We start from the raw sequence: 15,620 nt of genomic DNA, 5'->3' as shown, positions 1-15,620 counted from the left end.
CTTTAAGGGGCGCGGGACGATGGCCAAGCAGGACAGCAAGAGCGATCTGGCGGGACTGTTGTCCGCCGACCGCGAGAGAGTCGTGGACCAGTGGATCGACGGCGTCGTCGGATCGCTCAAGGGCCGCATCAGCAAGGCCGAGGTCGACCGGGAGCTGCGTGAGCTGTACGCGGCGCTCGTGGAGGCGCTCACCGCGGGCGGCGAGGACGCCCGCGGTGAGAACCTCTCCGAGACCCGGGCGCTGCTGACCGAGCTGTCGCGCAACCGTGCCCGGCAGGGCTTCACGCCCAGCGAGACGGCGATCAGCGTGCTCGCGCTCAAGAAGGCGTTCGAACCGGCGCTGCGGGACGGATCGGCCGAGGACATCGACCGGTATCTGCGGCTGAGCCGGCTCCTCGACGATCTGGCTCTGTTCACCATCGAGACGTACACCCGCACCCGCGAGGAGATCATCAGCTCGCAGGCCGCCCAGCTCATGGAGCTGTCGACGCCCGTGGTGAAGCTCTGGGACGGCGTCATCGCCGTGCCGCTCGTGGGCACCCTGGACTCGGCCCGCACCCAGGTCGTCATGGAGAAGCTCCTCCAGGCGCTGGTGGACACCGGCTCCGAACAGGCCATCATCGACATCACGGGCGTCCCCGCCGTCGACACCCAGGTCGCCCAGCACCTGCTCAAGACGATCGTGGCGGCCCGGCTGATGGGCGCGGAGTGCACGGTCTCCGGCATCCGCCCGCAGATCGCGCAGACCATCGTGGCGCTGGGCATCGAGTTCGGTGACATCACCACCAAGGCGACCCTCGCGGACGCCCTCCAGCTCGCGCTGAAGAAGTCGGGCATCGACATCGTGGCGCACCAGGGCGGCGGACGATGACCGAGCGGGTTCCGGTCCTGCGGATCGGTGACGTCCTCCTCGTCTCCATCCAGGTGGACCTGGAGGACCAGACGGTGCTGAACCTCCAGGAGGACCTGGCGGAGCAGATCGTCGCGCGCGCGGCCCGCGGCGTCGTCATCGACATCACCGCGGTGGAGATCGTCGACTCGTTCGTCGGGCGCATGCTGGCCACGATCGCCTCCATATCCCGGCTTCTCGACGCCGAGACCGTGGTGGTGGGCATGCGGCCCGCCGTGGCCATCACCCTGGTGGAACTTGGGCTCTCGCTGGGCGGGGTCCGTACCGCACTCGACCTGGAGAAGGGTCTCGCGCTGCTGCGCCGGTCCGCCGCCGGCGCGGACGGGCGATGAACATCCCCTGGGCGGCGGGACAGGAGCCCCAGGAGCAGGGCATCGCCCAGAACGACGACGTCGTACGGGCACGCCAGCAGGTCCGCACGTACGCGCAGCAGTGCAAGCTGTCGCTGGTCGACCAGACGAAGTTCATCACCGCCGCCAGCGAACTCGCCCGCAACACCCTGGTGTACGGCGGCGGCGGGCAGATGCGGGCCGGTCTGGTGGAGCGGGACGGGCGGCGCGGTGTCGCGGCGGTCTTCGAGGACTCCGGACCCGGCATCCCCGACATCGAGCTCGCCCTGACCGACGGCTGGACCTCGGGCGGCGGACTGGGCCTCGGGCTCAGCGGCGCGCGCCGGCTGGTGGACGAGTTCGAGCTGGACACCGAGGCGGGCCGGGGCACCACGGTGTCGATCGTGAAGTGGGCCCGATGACCTCCCTCAGAGTCCTCGACTGCGAGGACATCGCCTGGTTCCGGGCCGATCCCGAGATGCCGTCGGCGGCCCGTGGAGCGGCGGCGACGCTGGCGCGCCGCATCGGCCTGGAGGGGTACCGGGCCTCGGAGGTGGCGCTGGCCGTCACCGAGGCCGCGACCAACCTCCAGCGGCACGCGACCGACGGGGCGTTGCTGCTGCGGGTCCTGCGGACCCCGGACCGGGCCGGCGTCGAGTTCGTCACCGTGGACACCGGCCCCGGTATGGCCGATGTGGAGGCCGCCCTCGCGGACGGCACGTCCACCGCGGGGACGCTCGGCATCGGGCTCGGGGCGGTCGCCCGGCTCGCCGACGTCTTCGACATCCACTCGGTGCCGGGACGGGGCACGGTGATCGCGGCCCAGTTCTGGGATCGTGCGGCCGTGGCGGAGCCGGCCGGCCGGGAGCCCTCCGTGGCCTCGGGTCTGACCCGGCCGATCAGCGGCGAGACGAGCTGCGGTGACGCCTGGGCGGTACGGGTGGACCCCGGCACCGACCACGATCCGCGCTCCGGCGCCGCCGCGTCCGGCTCCTCACCGGAGCCGGCGATCCTGGTCATGCTCTGCGACGGGCTGGGACACGGCCCGATGGCGGCACTCGCCGGTGAGGCCGCGGTCAAGGCGTTCCGGCGGAGCACGGCACGCCATCCCGAGGGCCTGCTGCGCGACATCCACACGGCGCTGCGCGGCACCCGGGGCGGCGCTGTCGCGGTGGCCAGGATCGAGCCCGGCGCGCAGCGCCTCCTGTACTGCGGCATCGGCAATGTGAGCGGCGTCCTGCTGGGCCCCGAATCCCGTAACGGGCTGCTCTCGGCGCCGGGCATCGTCGGGCAGCAGATGCGGAGTCTGCGGACGTTCGAGCTGCCGCTGAGGCCGGGCGGCGCGCTGGTCATGCACTCCGACGGGCTGACCGAGCGCTGGAAGGCGGACGACGTGCCCGGGCTGCTCCGGCACACGCCGGCCGTGATGGCGGGCCAGCTGCTGCGCGAGGCCGGCGTGCGCCGTGACGACGCCGGGATCGTGGTCGTCAAGGGGGCCTGGTGACGGTGTCGGCCGCGCGATCCGCCTACCTCTCCGCGTTCGATCTCGCCACGGCGCAGGACGTCTTCATCCTGCGCCGCATCGGCCAGAGCGCGGCCGAGGCGCTGGGCATGGACCGCCAGGACCAGGTGCGGATCGCCACCGCGCTCAGCGAACTGGGCCGCGACCGGCTCGGCAGCGACGGCCTCACGGTGGCCTTCTCCCTGTCCGCGGCCCCGGAACCGGTCCTGTCCGTCGTCTTCGAATGGGACGGCGGTACGAAGGCGGGTCCCGATCTCGAACCGGCGGCCCGCCTCCTGAGCCGGGTCCGCCACGAGACCGGCGGCGCGCACGGGAGCGGCGGCGCCCGGGAGCGGATCGTCGCCGAGCACCCGCTGCCCGCCGGCTGGGCCGACACCCCGGCGGCCCGGCTGAAGGTGCGGGAGGCGCTGCGCCGCCACGCGCCCATGACGCTCGCCGACGACCTGCGGGCGCAGACCCGCGACCTGATCGCCACCCTGGAGGAGACCCGGGCCCAGCGCGAGGAGCTGCGCCGGCTCAACGACGAGCTGGAGGAGACGAACCGGGGTGTCCTGGCGCTCTACACCGAGCTGTCCCAGGAACTGGAGGAGACCAACAGCGGGGTCGTGGCCCTCCACGCCGAGCTGGAGGAGAAGTCGAACCGGCTGCGGGAGACCAGCGAGGCCAAGACGCGCTTCTGGACCAACATCAGCCATGAGCTGCGCACCCCCGTGAACGCGGTGGTGGCGCTCTCCCGGCTGCTGCTGGCGGCCGGTGCCGCGCCGCTCACCGAGGAGCAGCGCCGCCAGGTCTTCCTCATCGACGCCTCGGGTCAGACCCTGTTCGCGCTGGTCAACGATCTGCTGGACATGGCCAAGGCGGAGGCGGGCCAACTGGAGATCGCCGCCGCGCCGGTGGACCTGCGGGCACTGGTGGGCCAGCTCGCGGCCGTGCTGCGCTCCACCGGGATGCCGGGCGAGGTCGTCCTGCTGACACCCGAACCCTCCACACTGCCGGTCACGGTGACCGACGAGGCCCTGCTCACCCGCATCCTGCGCAACCTGCTGTCGAACGCCCTGAAGTTCACCGAGAAGGGCGAGGTCCGGCTGGAGTTCGCGGTGGACCCGGGAGCCTCCGGGCAGTGGATGACCTTCACCGTGACGGACACCGGCGTAGGCATCCCCGAGTCCGAACTGGCCCGGGTCTTCGAGGAGTTCTACCAGGTACGCGGACCGCTCCAGCGGGTCCACCGGGGCACCGGCCTCGGACTCCCCTACGCCCGCGCCCTCACCGAGCTCCTCGGCGGCACCCTGCGGCTGTCCAGCACCCCCGGCGTGGGCACCCGCGTCGAGGTCCGGCTCCCCCACCGGCCCGCTCCCCCGCCCGCACCGCCCGCACCGGAGACCGACGCGTGACCGAGACAGCACGACGCGACAGCGCGCCCGGGACCATCCTGGTGATCGACGACGACGAGACCAACCGCTACGTACTGACCAGCTGGCTCCGCCGGGCCGGGCACACCGTGATCGACGCCGCCGACGGAACCCAGGGCCTGGCCCTGATCCACGCGCACGACACCCCCATGCCCGAGGCCGCGGTCATCGACGTCCAGCTCCCCGACATGACCGGTTTCGAGGTCTGCGAGCGGATCAAGGCCGACCCGGGCACCGCCTCACTGCCGGTCATCCACGTCTCCGCCATCGCCATGAGCGCGGAAGACCACACCGAGGGGCTGAGCCGGGGCGCGGACGCCTATCTCGACCAGCCCGTCGACCCGGAGGAGTTCCTCGCCACCGTCACGGCCGCCCTGCGGTACGTACGGGCGCGGCGCCGGGCCGAGCGCCTCACGCTGCGGCTGGCCGCCCTCAACCGGGCGACCCTCGACGTCTACCGGGCCGTCGGCTTCCACTCGTTCGCCGCCGCGGCGACCGGTGGCGCGTCCGCCCTCATGTCCAGCCCCGCCACCGCGATCTTCCTGAGCCCCCAGGGCCAGCCGGTGCACAGCCACGCCGCGGGACCGGGCGCGGCCCCGCGCTCCTCGCCCGCCCGCTCCGAACTGCTGGACCGGCTGGCCTCGTACACCCTCGGCGGCGACACCGGGGCCGAGGTGCGGGTGATGGCGCACAGCCAGTGGAAGGCGCTGCTGCCGCTCGACCCGATCGACGGGGACGTCGTGCTGGTGGTGGCCCGGACCAAGCGCAACCGGCCGCCCGTCTGCGTCGCCGTACCCGCCGACGCGGCCCGCACCACCGACGAGCGCGAGCTCCTCCAGCAGCTCGTCAGCGCCTGCGCGCTGGCCCTGGAGGCGCTGCGCACCTTCAACGAGGAGCACGCCCTCGCGCTCGCGCTCCAGCGGACCTTCCTGCCGGACCGGCTGCCGTCCGTGCCGGGCGTCTCGCTCGCCGTGCGCTACCTCCCGGCCTCCGACCACGCGGAGATCGGCGGCGACTTCTACGAGGCCCTGGAGACGCCGGACGGGCTGCTCCTGGCCATCGGTGACGTGGCCGGCCACTCGCTGGTCGCCGCGACGGTCATGGGCGAGATCCGCCACGCGCTGCGCGCCTACGCCTTGGAGGGCCACCCGCCGCACCATGTGCTGGAGCGCCTCGACGCCCTCCTCGCCCACACCCGGCCCGGCCTCACCGTGACGCTCTGCCTCGTCCTGGTCGACCCGGACGCCGGCCGGATCCACGTCGCCAACGCCGGACACATCCCGCCCCTCCTGCTCGGCCCCGACACCGCCGCCTACCTCCACGAGCACGGCCCGCTGCTGGGCCTCCGGCTGCCGCACCCGCCGGCCCGCGTCCACCCGGTGGCGCCGGGCACCCGCGTCCTGCTGATCACCGACGGCCTGGTGGAGGTGCGCACCCAGGACCTCGACGACAGCCTGGCGGCGTTCCGCTCCGCGACGCTGGAGGGTCCTCAGGAGCTGGAGGCCCTCTGCGACAGCCTCCTCGGCTCGTTCGGCGAGGGCAAGGACGACGACATCGCGCTGCTCGCGCTCCAGCTGGACGACGCCCCGGACCCGTCACGTCGGCCCTCTTGACCGCAGCCGGGTGGCAGGGCTCGGATGTGCTGCATGCGAGAGCGGCAGACCCACCGGGACCGGCTCCGCGCCCAGGAGTTCGAGGCCTTCGTGGCGGGCGCGGGCGGCCGGCTGCTGCACACGGCGACGCTGCTCACCGGCGAGCCGACCGCACCGGCGGGTGACCACGTACGGGCGGAACGGCTGCTCTGCGCGGCGCTGGCACGTACGTACGCGGAGTGGGACCGGATGCGCGGCGAGGACCCGTACGACCGCACCCGCCAGGAGCTGGCGGTCCGCTTCGCGCGGCAGGCCTGGCGCCACCGGCGGCCGCTCGGCGGTGTGCTGGACCGGCTCGCGCCGCTGGAGCGGCTGGTGCTGGTGCTGCGCGTGTACGAGGAGGTCGGCGAGGACCAGGCGGCGGCGCTGCTGGGCCTTCCGGCGGACCGGATACGGGCCGTCTGCGACCGCTCGGTCGCGGTGATGCGCTCAGGCGCGCGTGGCGCCTTCGGGGTGGCGCGATGATCGGCGGCCGGGACCGCAAGGCGGAGGAGGTCCGGCGGATGCTGGAGGGCCCGCATCCGGCGGTGCCGGCCGCGTTGGCCGCCCGGTCCGCGTGGCGCGGCGCCCGGCTGCTGCGGGTGCGGCGCGCGGTGCGGCGTACGGCCTGGTGGCTGGCGGCGGCGGTGTTCGCCGCGTTCCTGGTGTGGGCCTGGGTGGAGCAGCCGTGGCTGCCGGACCCGGCGGAGGTGACGCCGCCGCTGGAGGAGTGGTGAAGGTGCCGGGGGCCCGCCCTGCGCCGGACGGGCCCCCGGTGTTCCGCTCGCCGGTCAGCCCAGGGCCTGGGTGAGGTCGGCGACCAGGTCGTCGCCGTTCTCGATGCCGACGGAGAGGCGGACCAGGTCGGCGGGGACCTCCAGGAGGGAGCCCGCGACGGAGGCGTGCGTCATCCGGCCGGGGTGCTCGATCAGCGACTCGACGCCGCCGAGGGACTCACCGAGCGTGAAGAGCTCGGCGCGTTCGCAGACCTTGAGCGCCTCCGCCTCGCCGCCCGCGACGCGGAAGGAGACCATGCCGCCGAAGTCCTTCATCTGCTTGGCGGCGATGTCGTGGCCGGCGTGCTCGGGCAGGCCCGGGTAGTAGACCTGGGAGACCTTGGGGTGGCGGGTCAGCAGGTCGGCGATCTTGGTGGCGTTCTCGGAGTGGCGGTCCATGCGGACGGCGAGGGTCTTGGTGCCGCGCAGCACCAGCCAGGCGTCGAACGGGCCGGAGACCGCGCCCATGGCGTTCTGGTGGAAGGCCAGCTCGTCGGCGAGCTCCTGGTCGCCGACGACGAGCGCGCCGCCGACGACGTCGGAGTGGCCGCCCATGTACTTGGTGGTGGAGTGCACGACGACGTCCGCGCCGAGCGCGAGCGGCTGCTGGAGGTAGGGCGAGGCGAAGGTGTTGTCGACGACGAGGCGGGCACCGGCGTCGTGCGCGACCTGGGCGACGGCCGCGATGTCGGTGATGTTGAGCAGCGGGTTGGAGGGCGTCTCGACCCAGACCGCCTTGGTACGCGGCGTGATCGCGGCCCGGACCGCCGCCACGTCCGAGGTGTCGGCCACCGAGAACTCCACGCCCCAGCGCGCGGCGACCTTGGCGAAGAGCCGGAAGGTGCCGCCGTAGGCGTCGTTCGGGATGACCACGTGGTCGCCCGGGGTCAGCATCGTACGGAGGAGGGTGTCCTCGGCGGCGAGGCCGGAGGCGAAGGCGAGACCGCGGCGGCCGCCTTCCAGGGCCGCCAGGTTCTCCTCCAGGGCGGTGCGGGTCGGGTTGCCGCTGCGGCTGTACTCGTAGCCGCCGCGCAGTCCGCCCACGCCGTCCTGCTTGTACGTGGACACCTGGTAGATGGGCGGAACCACGGCGCCGGTGAGAGGGTCGGCGGTGTTCCCCGCGTGGATGGCGAGAGTCTCGAAGCTGTGCTGGTCGCTCATGGCTCCGAGCGTAGTTCGTCAAGAGGTCCCTCACCGGCCACTCGGCGCTCCGGGGACAATGGGTCCATGGAGATTCTGTTGTTCCTGCTCGCGATGTGCATGTTCGCCGCGATCGTCGGCCCGTGGGCGATGCGCCGGCGGGGCGGTATCCGCCAGGTCGCGCCGGGCTCGCCGGACGCCGCCGACCCCGACACGTACGGCTTCGCACGCCAGGAGGAGCTGGACGTCCGGATGCCGGGCCCGGACCAGGACCTCCTGGACGTCCTCGATGTCGTCCAGGCCACCCAGGAGTGGCGGGCCGCCTCACAGCTGCTGGCCGGTACGCCGAAGGACGGCGAGGTCCGCTGGCAGCGGGTGCAGGCCTTCGCCGGCGCGGCCTCGCTGGAGCTGGCGCGGCAGCCGGGCAGGGGCGGCTCGTGGCTGCGGGCCTGGCGGGCTCAGGCGCCGAAGGACGCGGGCGGAGCCGTGGTGCACGCGGAGTTCCTGGTGCAGCAGGCGTGGCGCTCCTCGTCGGCCGGGAGCGACGACTTCCGGATCATCCTGGAGGAGGCCCGTACGGTCTGCGGCGAGGCGGCGCTGCTCGCACCCGGCGACCCCGTGCCGTACATCGTGGAGCTGGCGGTGGCCCGCGGTCTGAACTACACGCCCGAGCAGTTCGACCAGCTCTGGGCGAAGATCATCGACCGGGCGCCGGCGCACATGGGCGCGCACATCGCGGCGCTGCACTTCCACTGCGAGAAGTGGCACGGCTCCCGCAAGGACGCCGACGCCTTCGCCACGGCCGCCGCCGCCCGCGCACCGCAGGGTTCGCTGCTGGCCGCGCTGCCGCTGTTCGCGGTGTACGAGCACCTGCCGGAGGTCAACCTGGTGCAGGGCTTCTACCGCGGCCAGGTGGTGGTGAAGGCGGTGGAGGGCGCGATGTACGCCGTCCACGCGGCCCGTCCCGACGACCCGATGCTCGCCCACGTACGCCATCTGCTGGTGCTGTTCCTGGTCCACATGGAGCGCTGGTCGGAGGCGATGCACCAGCTGGTCCTCATCGACGGCCACGTCGGCGCGCTGCCGTGGACGGCGGACGCGGACCCGGCCGCGCAGTACGCCGTCTACCGGGCGCTGGCGGTGGCCGGCTACGAGGCGAACGGCGGCTCTCCGGCGACGCTGCCGCACTGAGGCAGGGCCGCCGGCCGGCGGCCCGGATCAGCGCCTGCCGCTCCGGCCGGTGCGGAAGGCGGAGGGGTCGGTCGAGACGAGCCGCTTGAGCAGCGCGGGAGTCCGGCCGCCCCGGTCCTCGTGGTCCTCGACGGCACGGAGCGCGGGCAGCAGGACGCCCGCTCCGGCGGACCGCAGCGGGTCCGGCGGTATCCAGCCGCCCGGAGTGCGGGCCAGCGCTGAGCGGCTCCACTCGTCGGTGACGCCGAGGGCGAACGAGGCGAGGACCCGGGCCATGAGCCGCGAGGGCCCGACCCCGTCGCCGGAGTAGCCGGTCGCGTAGCACGCGTTCGGTACGGAGCGGAGCCAGCCCGCGAAGGGCAGTGAGGTGACGGAGTACTCGACCGGGGCGGTCCAGGACGAGGCCACGGGCGCGTCGGCGAGGGAGGGGAAGAGCCTGGCCAGGTGTCGGCGCAGCTCTCCCATCCGCCGGGGCGGTCCCCACTGGGTGCTCGCCGAGGAGTTCCCGTAATTCATCCCGGCGCCTCCCTTGCCGAACAGCAGCCGGCCGTCCGGGGTCCTGCGGTAGTAGTTCAGTCGCCGCCGGGCGTCGCAGACCGAGGTGCCGTCGTCCCAGCCGAGCGCGTCCAGCTCGGCCGGGAGCGGGGCGGTCAGCAGGGTGTCGCTGGCCACGGTCACCATCTTGCTGCCCAGGTCCTCCAAGGAGGACGCCCAGGCGTTGATGGCCAGCACCACCTTGTCGGCGAGGACGCTCCCGTACGGAGTGACCGCCCGGGTCCGCGGGCCCGGGCGCAGGGCCAGCAGAGGGGTGCGCTCGTGGATGCGCACGCCGGCGTCCAGGGCGGCCCGGCGCAGTCCGCGGGCGAGCCCTGCGGGCTGCAGCGTGGCGCAGCCCGGGTCGATCAGCCCGCCGTAGTGGTTCTCGACTCCGACGGCTTCGCGCGCCTCGGCCGCGGAGACCTGGTGCAAGGGCTCGACGCCGGCGCGGTGCAGGTCTTCCAGGGTCTGCCGCCAGGAGCCGCGCTGCGCCGGGGACGACGCCGCGAGCAGCCACGGCCCGCGCCGGTGTCCGATGTCGATGGCGTGCTCGTCGGCGAAGTCGATGATCTCGTCGACCGCCCGGGCCGAGGCCTCCGCGATCCAGCGGGCCTCCTCCAGGCCGCTGATGGCGACGAGGCTGCTGAACCGTGCCCACATCGGCATCAGGAAGCCGGCGTTGGCGCCACTGGCACCGCTGCCGCAGAGGTCCGCCTCGATCAGCACCACGTCGGTGCCGGGCGCTCTGCGGACGATCTCCAGCGCCGTCCACAGGCCGGTGAAGCCGCCGCCGACGATGCAGACGTCGCAGCCAAGTTCGTCCTCCAGCGCCGGTGAACGGCCGTCGTCCGGTTCACGCGCCAGGGCGTCGTGCAGCCATCCGGAGCGGTGTTCGGGGGCGGGGGCGTCGTGGTGCGGCCAGGTGCGGGGCAGAACCAGATCGGTCACAGCGTCTCTCCGTCGGTCAGGGATGCGGGTTACGGGATCGGGCGGGGTGCGCTCATCGCGGGTCCGGGTCCAGCGGGGCCGGAGCGACCGGGACTCCTGCCCGTACGGCGGCGTTGAGCAGGTCGATCCTGGAGCCCACACCGAACGTCCGGAACAGTTTGCGGAGGTGGTAGTTGACCGTGTGGTGGGAGAGCCGGAGGCGTCCGGCCATCTCCTGGTTGGTCAGCCCCTCGGCCACCAGCCGCAGCAGCAGGCGCTGCCGCTCGTCGAGCTCGGGGCCCGCCGGCTCGTCGCGGGGCGGCGGATGTGCCGTCGGCCCGCCCAGGGCGGCCCGCTCGCGGCGCAGCGCGGTCCGCACCGCCTGAGGAACCGTTTCCGCGACCAGACAGCGCGCGAGCAGGCTGACGAAGGCGGGCGCACCGCCCTGGTCGTGGAGCAGGCCGGTCGCGTACGCCTCCTCCAGGACCGGGATGAGGGCGACGGTGGAGATGCCCAGGAGCCGGCTCAGCGTCTCGAAACCGCATCCGTCGTCCAGCAGGGCCATGAGGCACAGCAGCTGACGGCAGAGGCCGGAGGAGCCGGCGAGGGTGTCCCGGACGTAGAAACAGGCCTGTTCCGAAACGCGGGAGGTGACCAGTTCGGCCACCCCGGACACAGTCCGTACGCTGCCCTCCTCCTGGAGCCCGCGGATGAGCTCGATGAGCAGTCCGGGATGTCCGCCGACCTGTTCCAGCAGCCGCAGTAGCGGTCCGTCGAGCCGCGCACCGAGGAGGTCGGACGCCAGGTCGCGGACGGCGTCCGCGGACAGTGGGCCCAGCACCAGGCGCGTCGTGCAGAGGAACGGCGGCACGTCGATGCCGTCGGCCCGGCGCGGCGGTGTGCCCGCCGGGGAGGCCGTCATCCACACCGTGTGGCTGGACGGCCGGGGGCCGAGGGCTTCCCGGTCCGGCCAGGCGCCGGTGCGGAAGGGTTCGTCGACAACGACGAGCGTGGGCACGGAGTCACCGGGCGCGGCTGCCCGCGTCTCCCCACGCACCAGGCGGAATCCCCGCCTGCGCGCGGTCTCCGCCGCCTCCTGGAGCATCCTGGTCTTGCCCATTCCCCGGGGGCCGACCACGTACATCAGGGCGTTGCCGCCCGTGCAGGCGCAGTCGAGCGCTTCGTCCACGCGACGGGTCTCGGGTTCCCTTCCGCGCTGGGGCAGAGCGGGCGGTGTGCTGGACACGGGAGCGGGGTCTCTCTCCTCGTCGGGGCCGGTGGGTGGTGGCGGGGCCGTGCGGTCGGTCAGCGGGCGTCGCCGTAGCGGCGCACTCCTACGGTGCGGAAGCGTTCGGCCACGTAGGCGCCGTCGCAGTAGACGGAGTTGCCGGAGGGGTTGAGGCCGGTGCCGTGCAGGTCGGAGTAGACGGCGGACTGAGTGATGAACCAGTCGCCCATCAGATTCACCGAGAGCATCACTCCGGCGCGTTCGCACACCTCGGCGACCAGGGCCTCCACCTCCAGAGACGTGGTGTGGACGCCGACGGTCAGCGCACCGGCCCGCCGGGTCACGGCGCCCAGCACCTCGGCCCCGTGCGCGGCCGAGTCCACGGCCACCACGAAGCCGACCGGCCCGAACCACTCCCGCCCGAACGTCTTGTGGTCCTCCTCCCGCGAGGCGTCCAGCGCGACCAGGACCGGAGTGCGCAGGGTCGCTCGCGGGTGGTCGGGGTGCGCCACGGCACGCGGCGCCAGAGCCACCGGCCCGATGGCGCCGGAGGCCGCGTGCTCGACGTCCTCCAGGACGTCGGGCCCCACCAGCGCTCCGAGCACGGCGATCGCGGACGCGTCCTCGGTGAGCAGAGCGGTGACGGTTGCCGCGAGGTCCCGCACCACCTCGGCGTACGTCCGGTGGCCTTCGTCCGTCGCGATCCCGCCACGGGGTACGAGCAGGTTCTGCGGGCTGGTGCACAGCTGGCCGCTGTACAGGGCCAGCGAGAAGGCGAGGTTGTGCAGCATGCCGCGGTAGTCGGCGGTGGACTCGACGAGGAGGGAGTTGACCGCCGACTTGGCGGTGAAGACCCGGGCCTGCCGGGCGTTGGCCTCCAGCCACTCGCCGAACTCCGATGTCCCGGCGTAGTCGACGATGCGCACCTCGGGACGGAGCGCCAGGGTCGCGGCCAGCCGTTCGCCCGGACGTTCGGGGGCCAGCGCGACGAGATTCGGGTCGAAGCCGGACTCCCGCAGCACCTGGCGGGCGATACGGACGGTCAGCGCGAGCGGTAGGACGGCTCCCGGGTGCGGCTTGACGAGCACGGCGTTGCCGGTGGCCAGCGAGGCGAAGAAGCCTGGGTAGCCGTTCCAGGTGGGAAAGACCCGGTTGGCGACCACCAAGCTCACCCCGCGCGGCACCACGGTGAAGGTCTTGGCCAGGGAGAACACCCGGCCGTCCGGCATGGGTTTGCTCCAGGTCACCTCGGTGGGCATCCGGGTCTGCTCGGACAGTGCGTAGGCGACCGCTTCCAGCCCTCGGTCCTGGGCGTGCACGGCTCCGGCGTGAAAGGCCATCAGGAAGTTGTGGCCGCTGGTGTGCACGGCCGCGTAGGCGAGTTCGAAGGAGCGCGCGTTGATCCGTTCGAGGATCTCGGCGCACACCGCGGCGCGTCCCCACGGACCCGCTTCCCGCCATCCCGCCATCGCGGCCTCCATGGCCGGCAGCAGGACGTCGGGGTCGGCGTGCGCGTAGGTGATGCCCAGCCCGAATCCGTACGGGGAGGACTCGCCGCCGTCGTCGGGGCCGGGCCCGACCGAACCGTCCCGGCCCGGCTGGTCCGAGGCGAACTCCTGGCCCAGTAACCGGCGGAAGGCTTCGTCGCCCGCCGTCCGGGCGAGCTCTCCGTAGGCGGCGGCCTCGTCCGGGTACGGGGACCAGTACTCCCTGGTGCGGATCGCCGTGACGGCACGTTCGAGTGGTGCTCGGTGACGCGTCAGCAGGTCCTGTGCCGCTTCGGCGGCTGCTCTCTCGGACCGGGCGGTGGTCATGCGGTTGCCTCCAGGGGCCAAAACGGTCGGGACGTCGGTACGCCGGGCCGGCGGGACGCGGTGGTCCCGCCGGCCCGGCGTCGGAGCGGTCAGTCGGTACGGACCCGGAAACGCCGGTCCAGCGCCCGGTCCGACAGCACCCGCTTGAGGACGTGGAAGGAACGGGCGTCCTTGCCCACCTGGTAGCGGGTGCGGGGTTCGGCGGACGTCAGCGCCCGGTAGACCGTGCGGGCGAAGTCCTCGGCGCTGGTGCCGGTCGCGGTCTGCTGCTCGTTCGCGTCGAGGAAGTGTCCGAACGCGGTGCGGTAGGGCTCGCTGACCGCCCGGGGCAGGTCGTCGAAGTCGCTCCGGGCGCCGGCCGTGAGCTTGCCCCAGATCGGCGTCATGATCGCCCCCGGCTGGACGACGCAGACACCGACACCGGCCCCGCGCAGTTCCCGCCGCAGCACGTCCGACATCGCCTCCTTGGCGAACTGGGCCGCCGCGTAGGCCCCGAGGAAGGGCAGCGCGACGCTGCCCAGGCCGGAGGTCACGTTGACGATGCGGCCACCGGAGCTCCGTAGCTGCGGCAGGAATCCCTGGGTGACGGCCAGTTGACCGATGACGTTGGTGTCGAGCTGCTGCCGCATCCGCTGCGGGGTGACGCACTCCAGCGGCGCGGACACCGCGATGCCCGCGTTGTTGACGAGGCCCCAGAGCCCGGATCCGCCGGTCTCCGCGGCGACCTCCTTGACGGCGGCGGCCACCGACTCCTCGTCGGTGACGTCGATGTGGACGGGCCGGATGCGCCCGGAGGGGGACAGGGCCGCCAGCTCTTCGCCGTCGCGCGTCCTGCGGACGCCGGCGAAGACCTGGAAGCCGACCCGGGCCAGCTGCAGTGCGCAGGTGTGGCCGAGGCCCGAGGAAGCGCCCGTCACCAGAACGTGCTTGTCCCCGGGCGGGAGGAACTTCGCCGATCGGTAGGTCATGGCCGCTCCTTCGGTTCGGGCCGGCCGGGCGTGACGGCGGGGTAGGTGAGGGCGCTCTCCAGGGTGCGGACCAGCCGTCGCTTGGGCAGGAACTTGAAGTAGGCGTCCCGGACCGGCCGGCGGACGGGGTTCTCGGACTGTTCGAAGGTGCTGATGGCGCGGGAGGCGGCGACCAGGGCGCGGGTGCGCTCACGGCGGTCGTCCTCGTAGCGGCGCAGCGCCGCCGGCAGATCGGTGGCACCGGCCAGCCTGCGGCCGAGCACGACGGCGTCCTCGATGGCCATGCACGAGCCCTGGCCCAGGCTGGTGAGCATCGGGTGCGCGGCGTCGCCGAGGAGCGTGACGGGGCCCTCGCCCCAGCGCTCCAGGAAGACCCGGTCCCGGGAGGGCACGGCGAGGATGTCCTCCTCGGGGGTGACCCGGACGGCTTCCTGGACGACGTCGGCCCAGCCCGCGTAGGCCCGCTGCACGTCGGCCTTGCGGCCCTTCCAGCCGTGGGACTCCTCGGTGGGCATGTTCTTGGTGCCCCACCAGTACAGGCGCCCGCCTCCCATGTCGACGAGGCCGAAACGGCTGCCGCTGCCCCAGTAGTGGGTGACGGACCCGGGTGCGAAGTGGGGGTGGGAGAAGGGGACGACGGCCAGCCAGCAGATGTACCCGCTGTCCATGGACTCCTCGGGGCCGGTCAACTGGCGGCGGACCACCGAGTTGAAGCCGTCGGCGCCGATGAGGACGTCCCCGCGCGCTTCGGTGCCGTCCGCGAAGCGGACCCGTACGCCTCCGCCGGCCTCGCTCTCGAATGCGACGGCCTGAGCACCGAGGGTGATCGGGATGCCCGACGCGGCGTCGAGCAGGGCCTGCTGGAGGTCGGAGCGGGTGATCAGCACACTGGGTGTGCCCAGCCTGCCGATGATCTCCGGGAACGGGAACTCGCGGATGAGGCGGCCCCTGGCGGTGCGGACGTGGTACGACTCCAGCACGCTGCCGCGCTTGGCCAGGTCGATGCCGAGGCCGAGCGAGTCCAGGGCGGCGATGGCGTTGCTCATCACGGAGAGCCCTGATCCGGCGGCCCGCAGTTCGCCCGCGCGCTCGTAGACCTCGACGTCGAGGCCCGCCGCGCGCAGCGCGACGGCCGCGGTGAGCCCGCCGATCCCCGCGCCGATGACGAGGGCCTTGCGCCGCGGGCCCCGGCCGGATCCGCCCGCTGTCCGATGGTCGGTTCGCAGTGTTGTCAT

The 15,620-nt window shown here is 73.2% G+C and carries 15 protein-coding genes; 9 read left to right on the top strand and 6 right to left on the bottom strand.

Features of this window, described 5'->3' with window-relative positions; all coding sequences use genetic code 11:
* The first annotated feature begins 19 nt into the window (after positions 1-19).
* The 8 genes from ABZ267_RS01230 to ABZ267_RS01195 are packed head-to-tail and all read left to right on the top strand — an operon-like array spanning position 20 to position 6,541.
* Positions 20-871 carry an STAS domain-containing protein gene (locus ABZ267_RS01230; RefSeq protein ID WP_356747120.1) on the top strand — a complete coding sequence of 284 codons (852 nt, stop codon included), beginning with the start codon at positions 20-22 and terminating at the stop codon, positions 869-871.
* Positions 868-1,242, top strand: coding sequence for an STAS domain-containing protein (locus ABZ267_RS01225; protein WP_356747122.1), 375 nt, complete (start codon positions 868-870; stop codon positions 1,240-1,242). The genes ABZ267_RS01230 and ABZ267_RS01225 overlap by 4 nt, the downstream gene beginning before the upstream one ends.
* A complete protein-coding gene (locus ABZ267_RS01220) occupies positions 1,239-1,661 on the top strand; it encodes an anti-sigma regulatory factor (protein ID WP_356747124.1) in 423 nt (140 codons plus the stop codon). The genes ABZ267_RS01225 and ABZ267_RS01220 overlap by 4 nt, the downstream gene beginning before the upstream one ends.
* Entirely contained in the window at positions 1,649-2,743 is a 1,095-nt protein-coding gene (locus ABZ267_RS01215; RefSeq protein WP_356747126.1) for an ATP-binding SpoIIE family protein phosphatase, read from the top strand. Before ABZ267_RS01220 ends, ABZ267_RS01215 begins: the two co-directional genes overlap by 13 nt.
* Positions 2,740-4,155, top strand: coding sequence for an ATP-binding protein (locus ABZ267_RS01210; protein WP_356747128.1), 1,416 nt, complete (start codon positions 2,740-2,742; stop codon positions 4,153-4,155). Before ABZ267_RS01215 ends, ABZ267_RS01210 begins: the two co-directional genes overlap by 4 nt.
* Positions 4,152-5,786, top strand: coding sequence for a fused response regulator/phosphatase (locus ABZ267_RS01205; protein ID WP_356747130.1), 1,635 nt, complete (start codon positions 4,152-4,154; stop codon positions 5,784-5,786). Before ABZ267_RS01210 ends, ABZ267_RS01205 begins: the two co-directional genes overlap by 4 nt.
* A 33-nt stretch (positions 5,787-5,819) precedes the next feature.
* A complete protein-coding gene (locus ABZ267_RS01200) occupies positions 5,820-6,290 on the top strand; it encodes an RNA polymerase (protein ID WP_356747132.1) in 471 nt (156 codons plus the stop codon).
* The gene (locus ABZ267_RS01195; RefSeq protein WP_356747134.1) at positions 6,287-6,541 is read left to right on the top strand and encodes a hypothetical protein; all 255 of its coding nucleotides are present in this window, start codon (positions 6,287-6,289) and stop codon (positions 6,539-6,541) included. The genes ABZ267_RS01200 and ABZ267_RS01195 overlap by 4 nt, the downstream gene beginning before the upstream one ends.
* Before the next feature lie 54 nt (positions 6,542-6,595).
* Here ABZ267_RS01195 and ABZ267_RS01190 read toward each other — a convergent pair whose 3' ends face one another.
* Complete coding sequence (locus ABZ267_RS01190) at positions 6,596-7,741, bottom strand: cystathionine gamma-synthase (RefSeq protein WP_356747136.1); 1,146 nt, start codon at positions 7,739-7,741, stop codon at positions 6,596-6,598.
* A gap of 66 nt (positions 7,742-7,807) precedes the next feature.
* Here ABZ267_RS01190 and ABZ267_RS01185 point away from each other — a divergent pair, with 66 nt between their 5' ends.
* Positions 7,808-8,911 (top strand): hypothetical protein, encoded by a 1,104-nt coding sequence (locus tag ABZ267_RS01185; RefSeq protein WP_356747138.1) that lies wholly within the window; start codon positions 7,808-7,810, stop codon positions 8,909-8,911.
* 27 nt (positions 8,912-8,938) lie between these two features.
* On the opposite strand, the gene ABZ267_RS01180 is transcribed toward ABZ267_RS01185, so the two are convergent.
* From ABZ267_RS01180 to ABZ267_RS01160, 5 genes are all read right to left on the bottom strand, one after another.
* Positions 8,939-10,396 carry an FAD-binding oxidoreductase gene (locus ABZ267_RS01180; RefSeq protein WP_356747139.1) on the bottom strand — a complete coding sequence of 486 codons (1,458 nt, stop codon included), beginning with the start codon at positions 10,394-10,396 and terminating at the stop codon, positions 8,939-8,941.
* 52 nt (positions 10,397-10,448) lie between these two features.
* Positions 10,449-11,621 carry a LuxR C-terminal-related transcriptional regulator gene (locus ABZ267_RS01175; protein WP_356747141.1) on the bottom strand — a complete coding sequence of 391 codons (1,173 nt, stop codon included), beginning with the start codon at positions 11,619-11,621 and terminating at the stop codon, positions 10,449-10,451.
* Between the two features lie 59 nt (positions 11,622-11,680).
* The gene (gene paaN / locus ABZ267_RS01170) at positions 11,681-13,417 is read right to left on the bottom strand and encodes a phenylacetic acid degradation protein PaaN (RefSeq protein WP_356747143.1); all 1,737 of its coding nucleotides are present in this window, start codon (positions 13,415-13,417) and stop codon (positions 11,681-11,683) included.
* A gap of 89 nt (positions 13,418-13,506) precedes the next feature.
* Complete coding sequence (locus ABZ267_RS01165; RefSeq protein WP_356747145.1) at positions 13,507-14,385, bottom strand: SDR family oxidoreductase; 879 nt, start codon at positions 14,383-14,385, stop codon at positions 13,507-13,509.
* On the bottom strand, positions 14,382-15,620 hold the full coding sequence (locus ABZ267_RS01160) for an FAD-dependent monooxygenase (protein WP_356747147.1): 1,239 nt from the start codon (positions 15,618-15,620) through the stop codon (positions 14,382-14,384). Before ABZ267_RS01160 ends, ABZ267_RS01165 begins: the two co-directional genes overlap by 4 nt.

The organism is Streptomyces sp. NPDC006174, assembly GCF_040614075.1.
Classification (GTDB): domain Bacteria; phylum Actinomycetota; class Actinomycetes; order Streptomycetales; family Streptomycetaceae; genus Streptomyces.
This window is presented reverse-complemented; position numbering and strand designations above follow the sequence as displayed.

Coding starts and splice junctions, on each gene's coding strand:
- paaN (WP_356747143.1), bottom strand. CDS start 13,417: ATGACCACCGCCCGGTCCGAGAGAGCAGCCGCCGAAGCGGCACAGGAC.
- ABZ267_RS01185 (WP_356747138.1), top strand. CDS start 7,808: ATGGAGATTCTGTTGTTCCTGCTCGCGATGTGCATGTTCGCCGCGATC.
- ABZ267_RS01230 (WP_356747120.1), top strand. CDS start 20: ATGGCCAAGCAGGACAGCAAGAGCGATCTGGCGGGACTGTTGTCCGCC.
- ABZ267_RS01195 (WP_356747134.1), top strand. CDS start 6,287: ATGATCGGCGGCCGGGACCGCAAGGCGGAGGAGGTCCGGCGGATGCTG.
- ABZ267_RS01190 (WP_356747136.1), bottom strand. CDS start 7,741: ATGAGCGACCAGCACAGCTTCGAGACTCTCGCCATCCACGCGGGGAAC.
- ABZ267_RS01220 (WP_356747124.1), top strand. CDS start 1,239: ATGAACATCCCCTGGGCGGCGGGACAGGAGCCCCAGGAGCAGGGCATC.
- ABZ267_RS01200 (WP_356747132.1), top strand. CDS start 5,820: ATGCGAGAGCGGCAGACCCACCGGGACCGGCTCCGCGCCCAGGAGTTC.
- ABZ267_RS01160 (WP_356747147.1), bottom strand. CDS start 15,620: ATGACAACACTGCGAACCGACCATCGGACAGCGGGCGGATCCGGCCGG.
- ABZ267_RS01165 (WP_356747145.1), bottom strand. CDS start 14,385: ATGACCTACCGATCGGCGAAGTTCCTCCCGCCCGGGGACAAGCACGTT.
- ABZ267_RS01225 (WP_356747122.1), top strand. CDS start 868: ATGACCGAGCGGGTTCCGGTCCTGCGGATCGGTGACGTCCTCCTCGTC.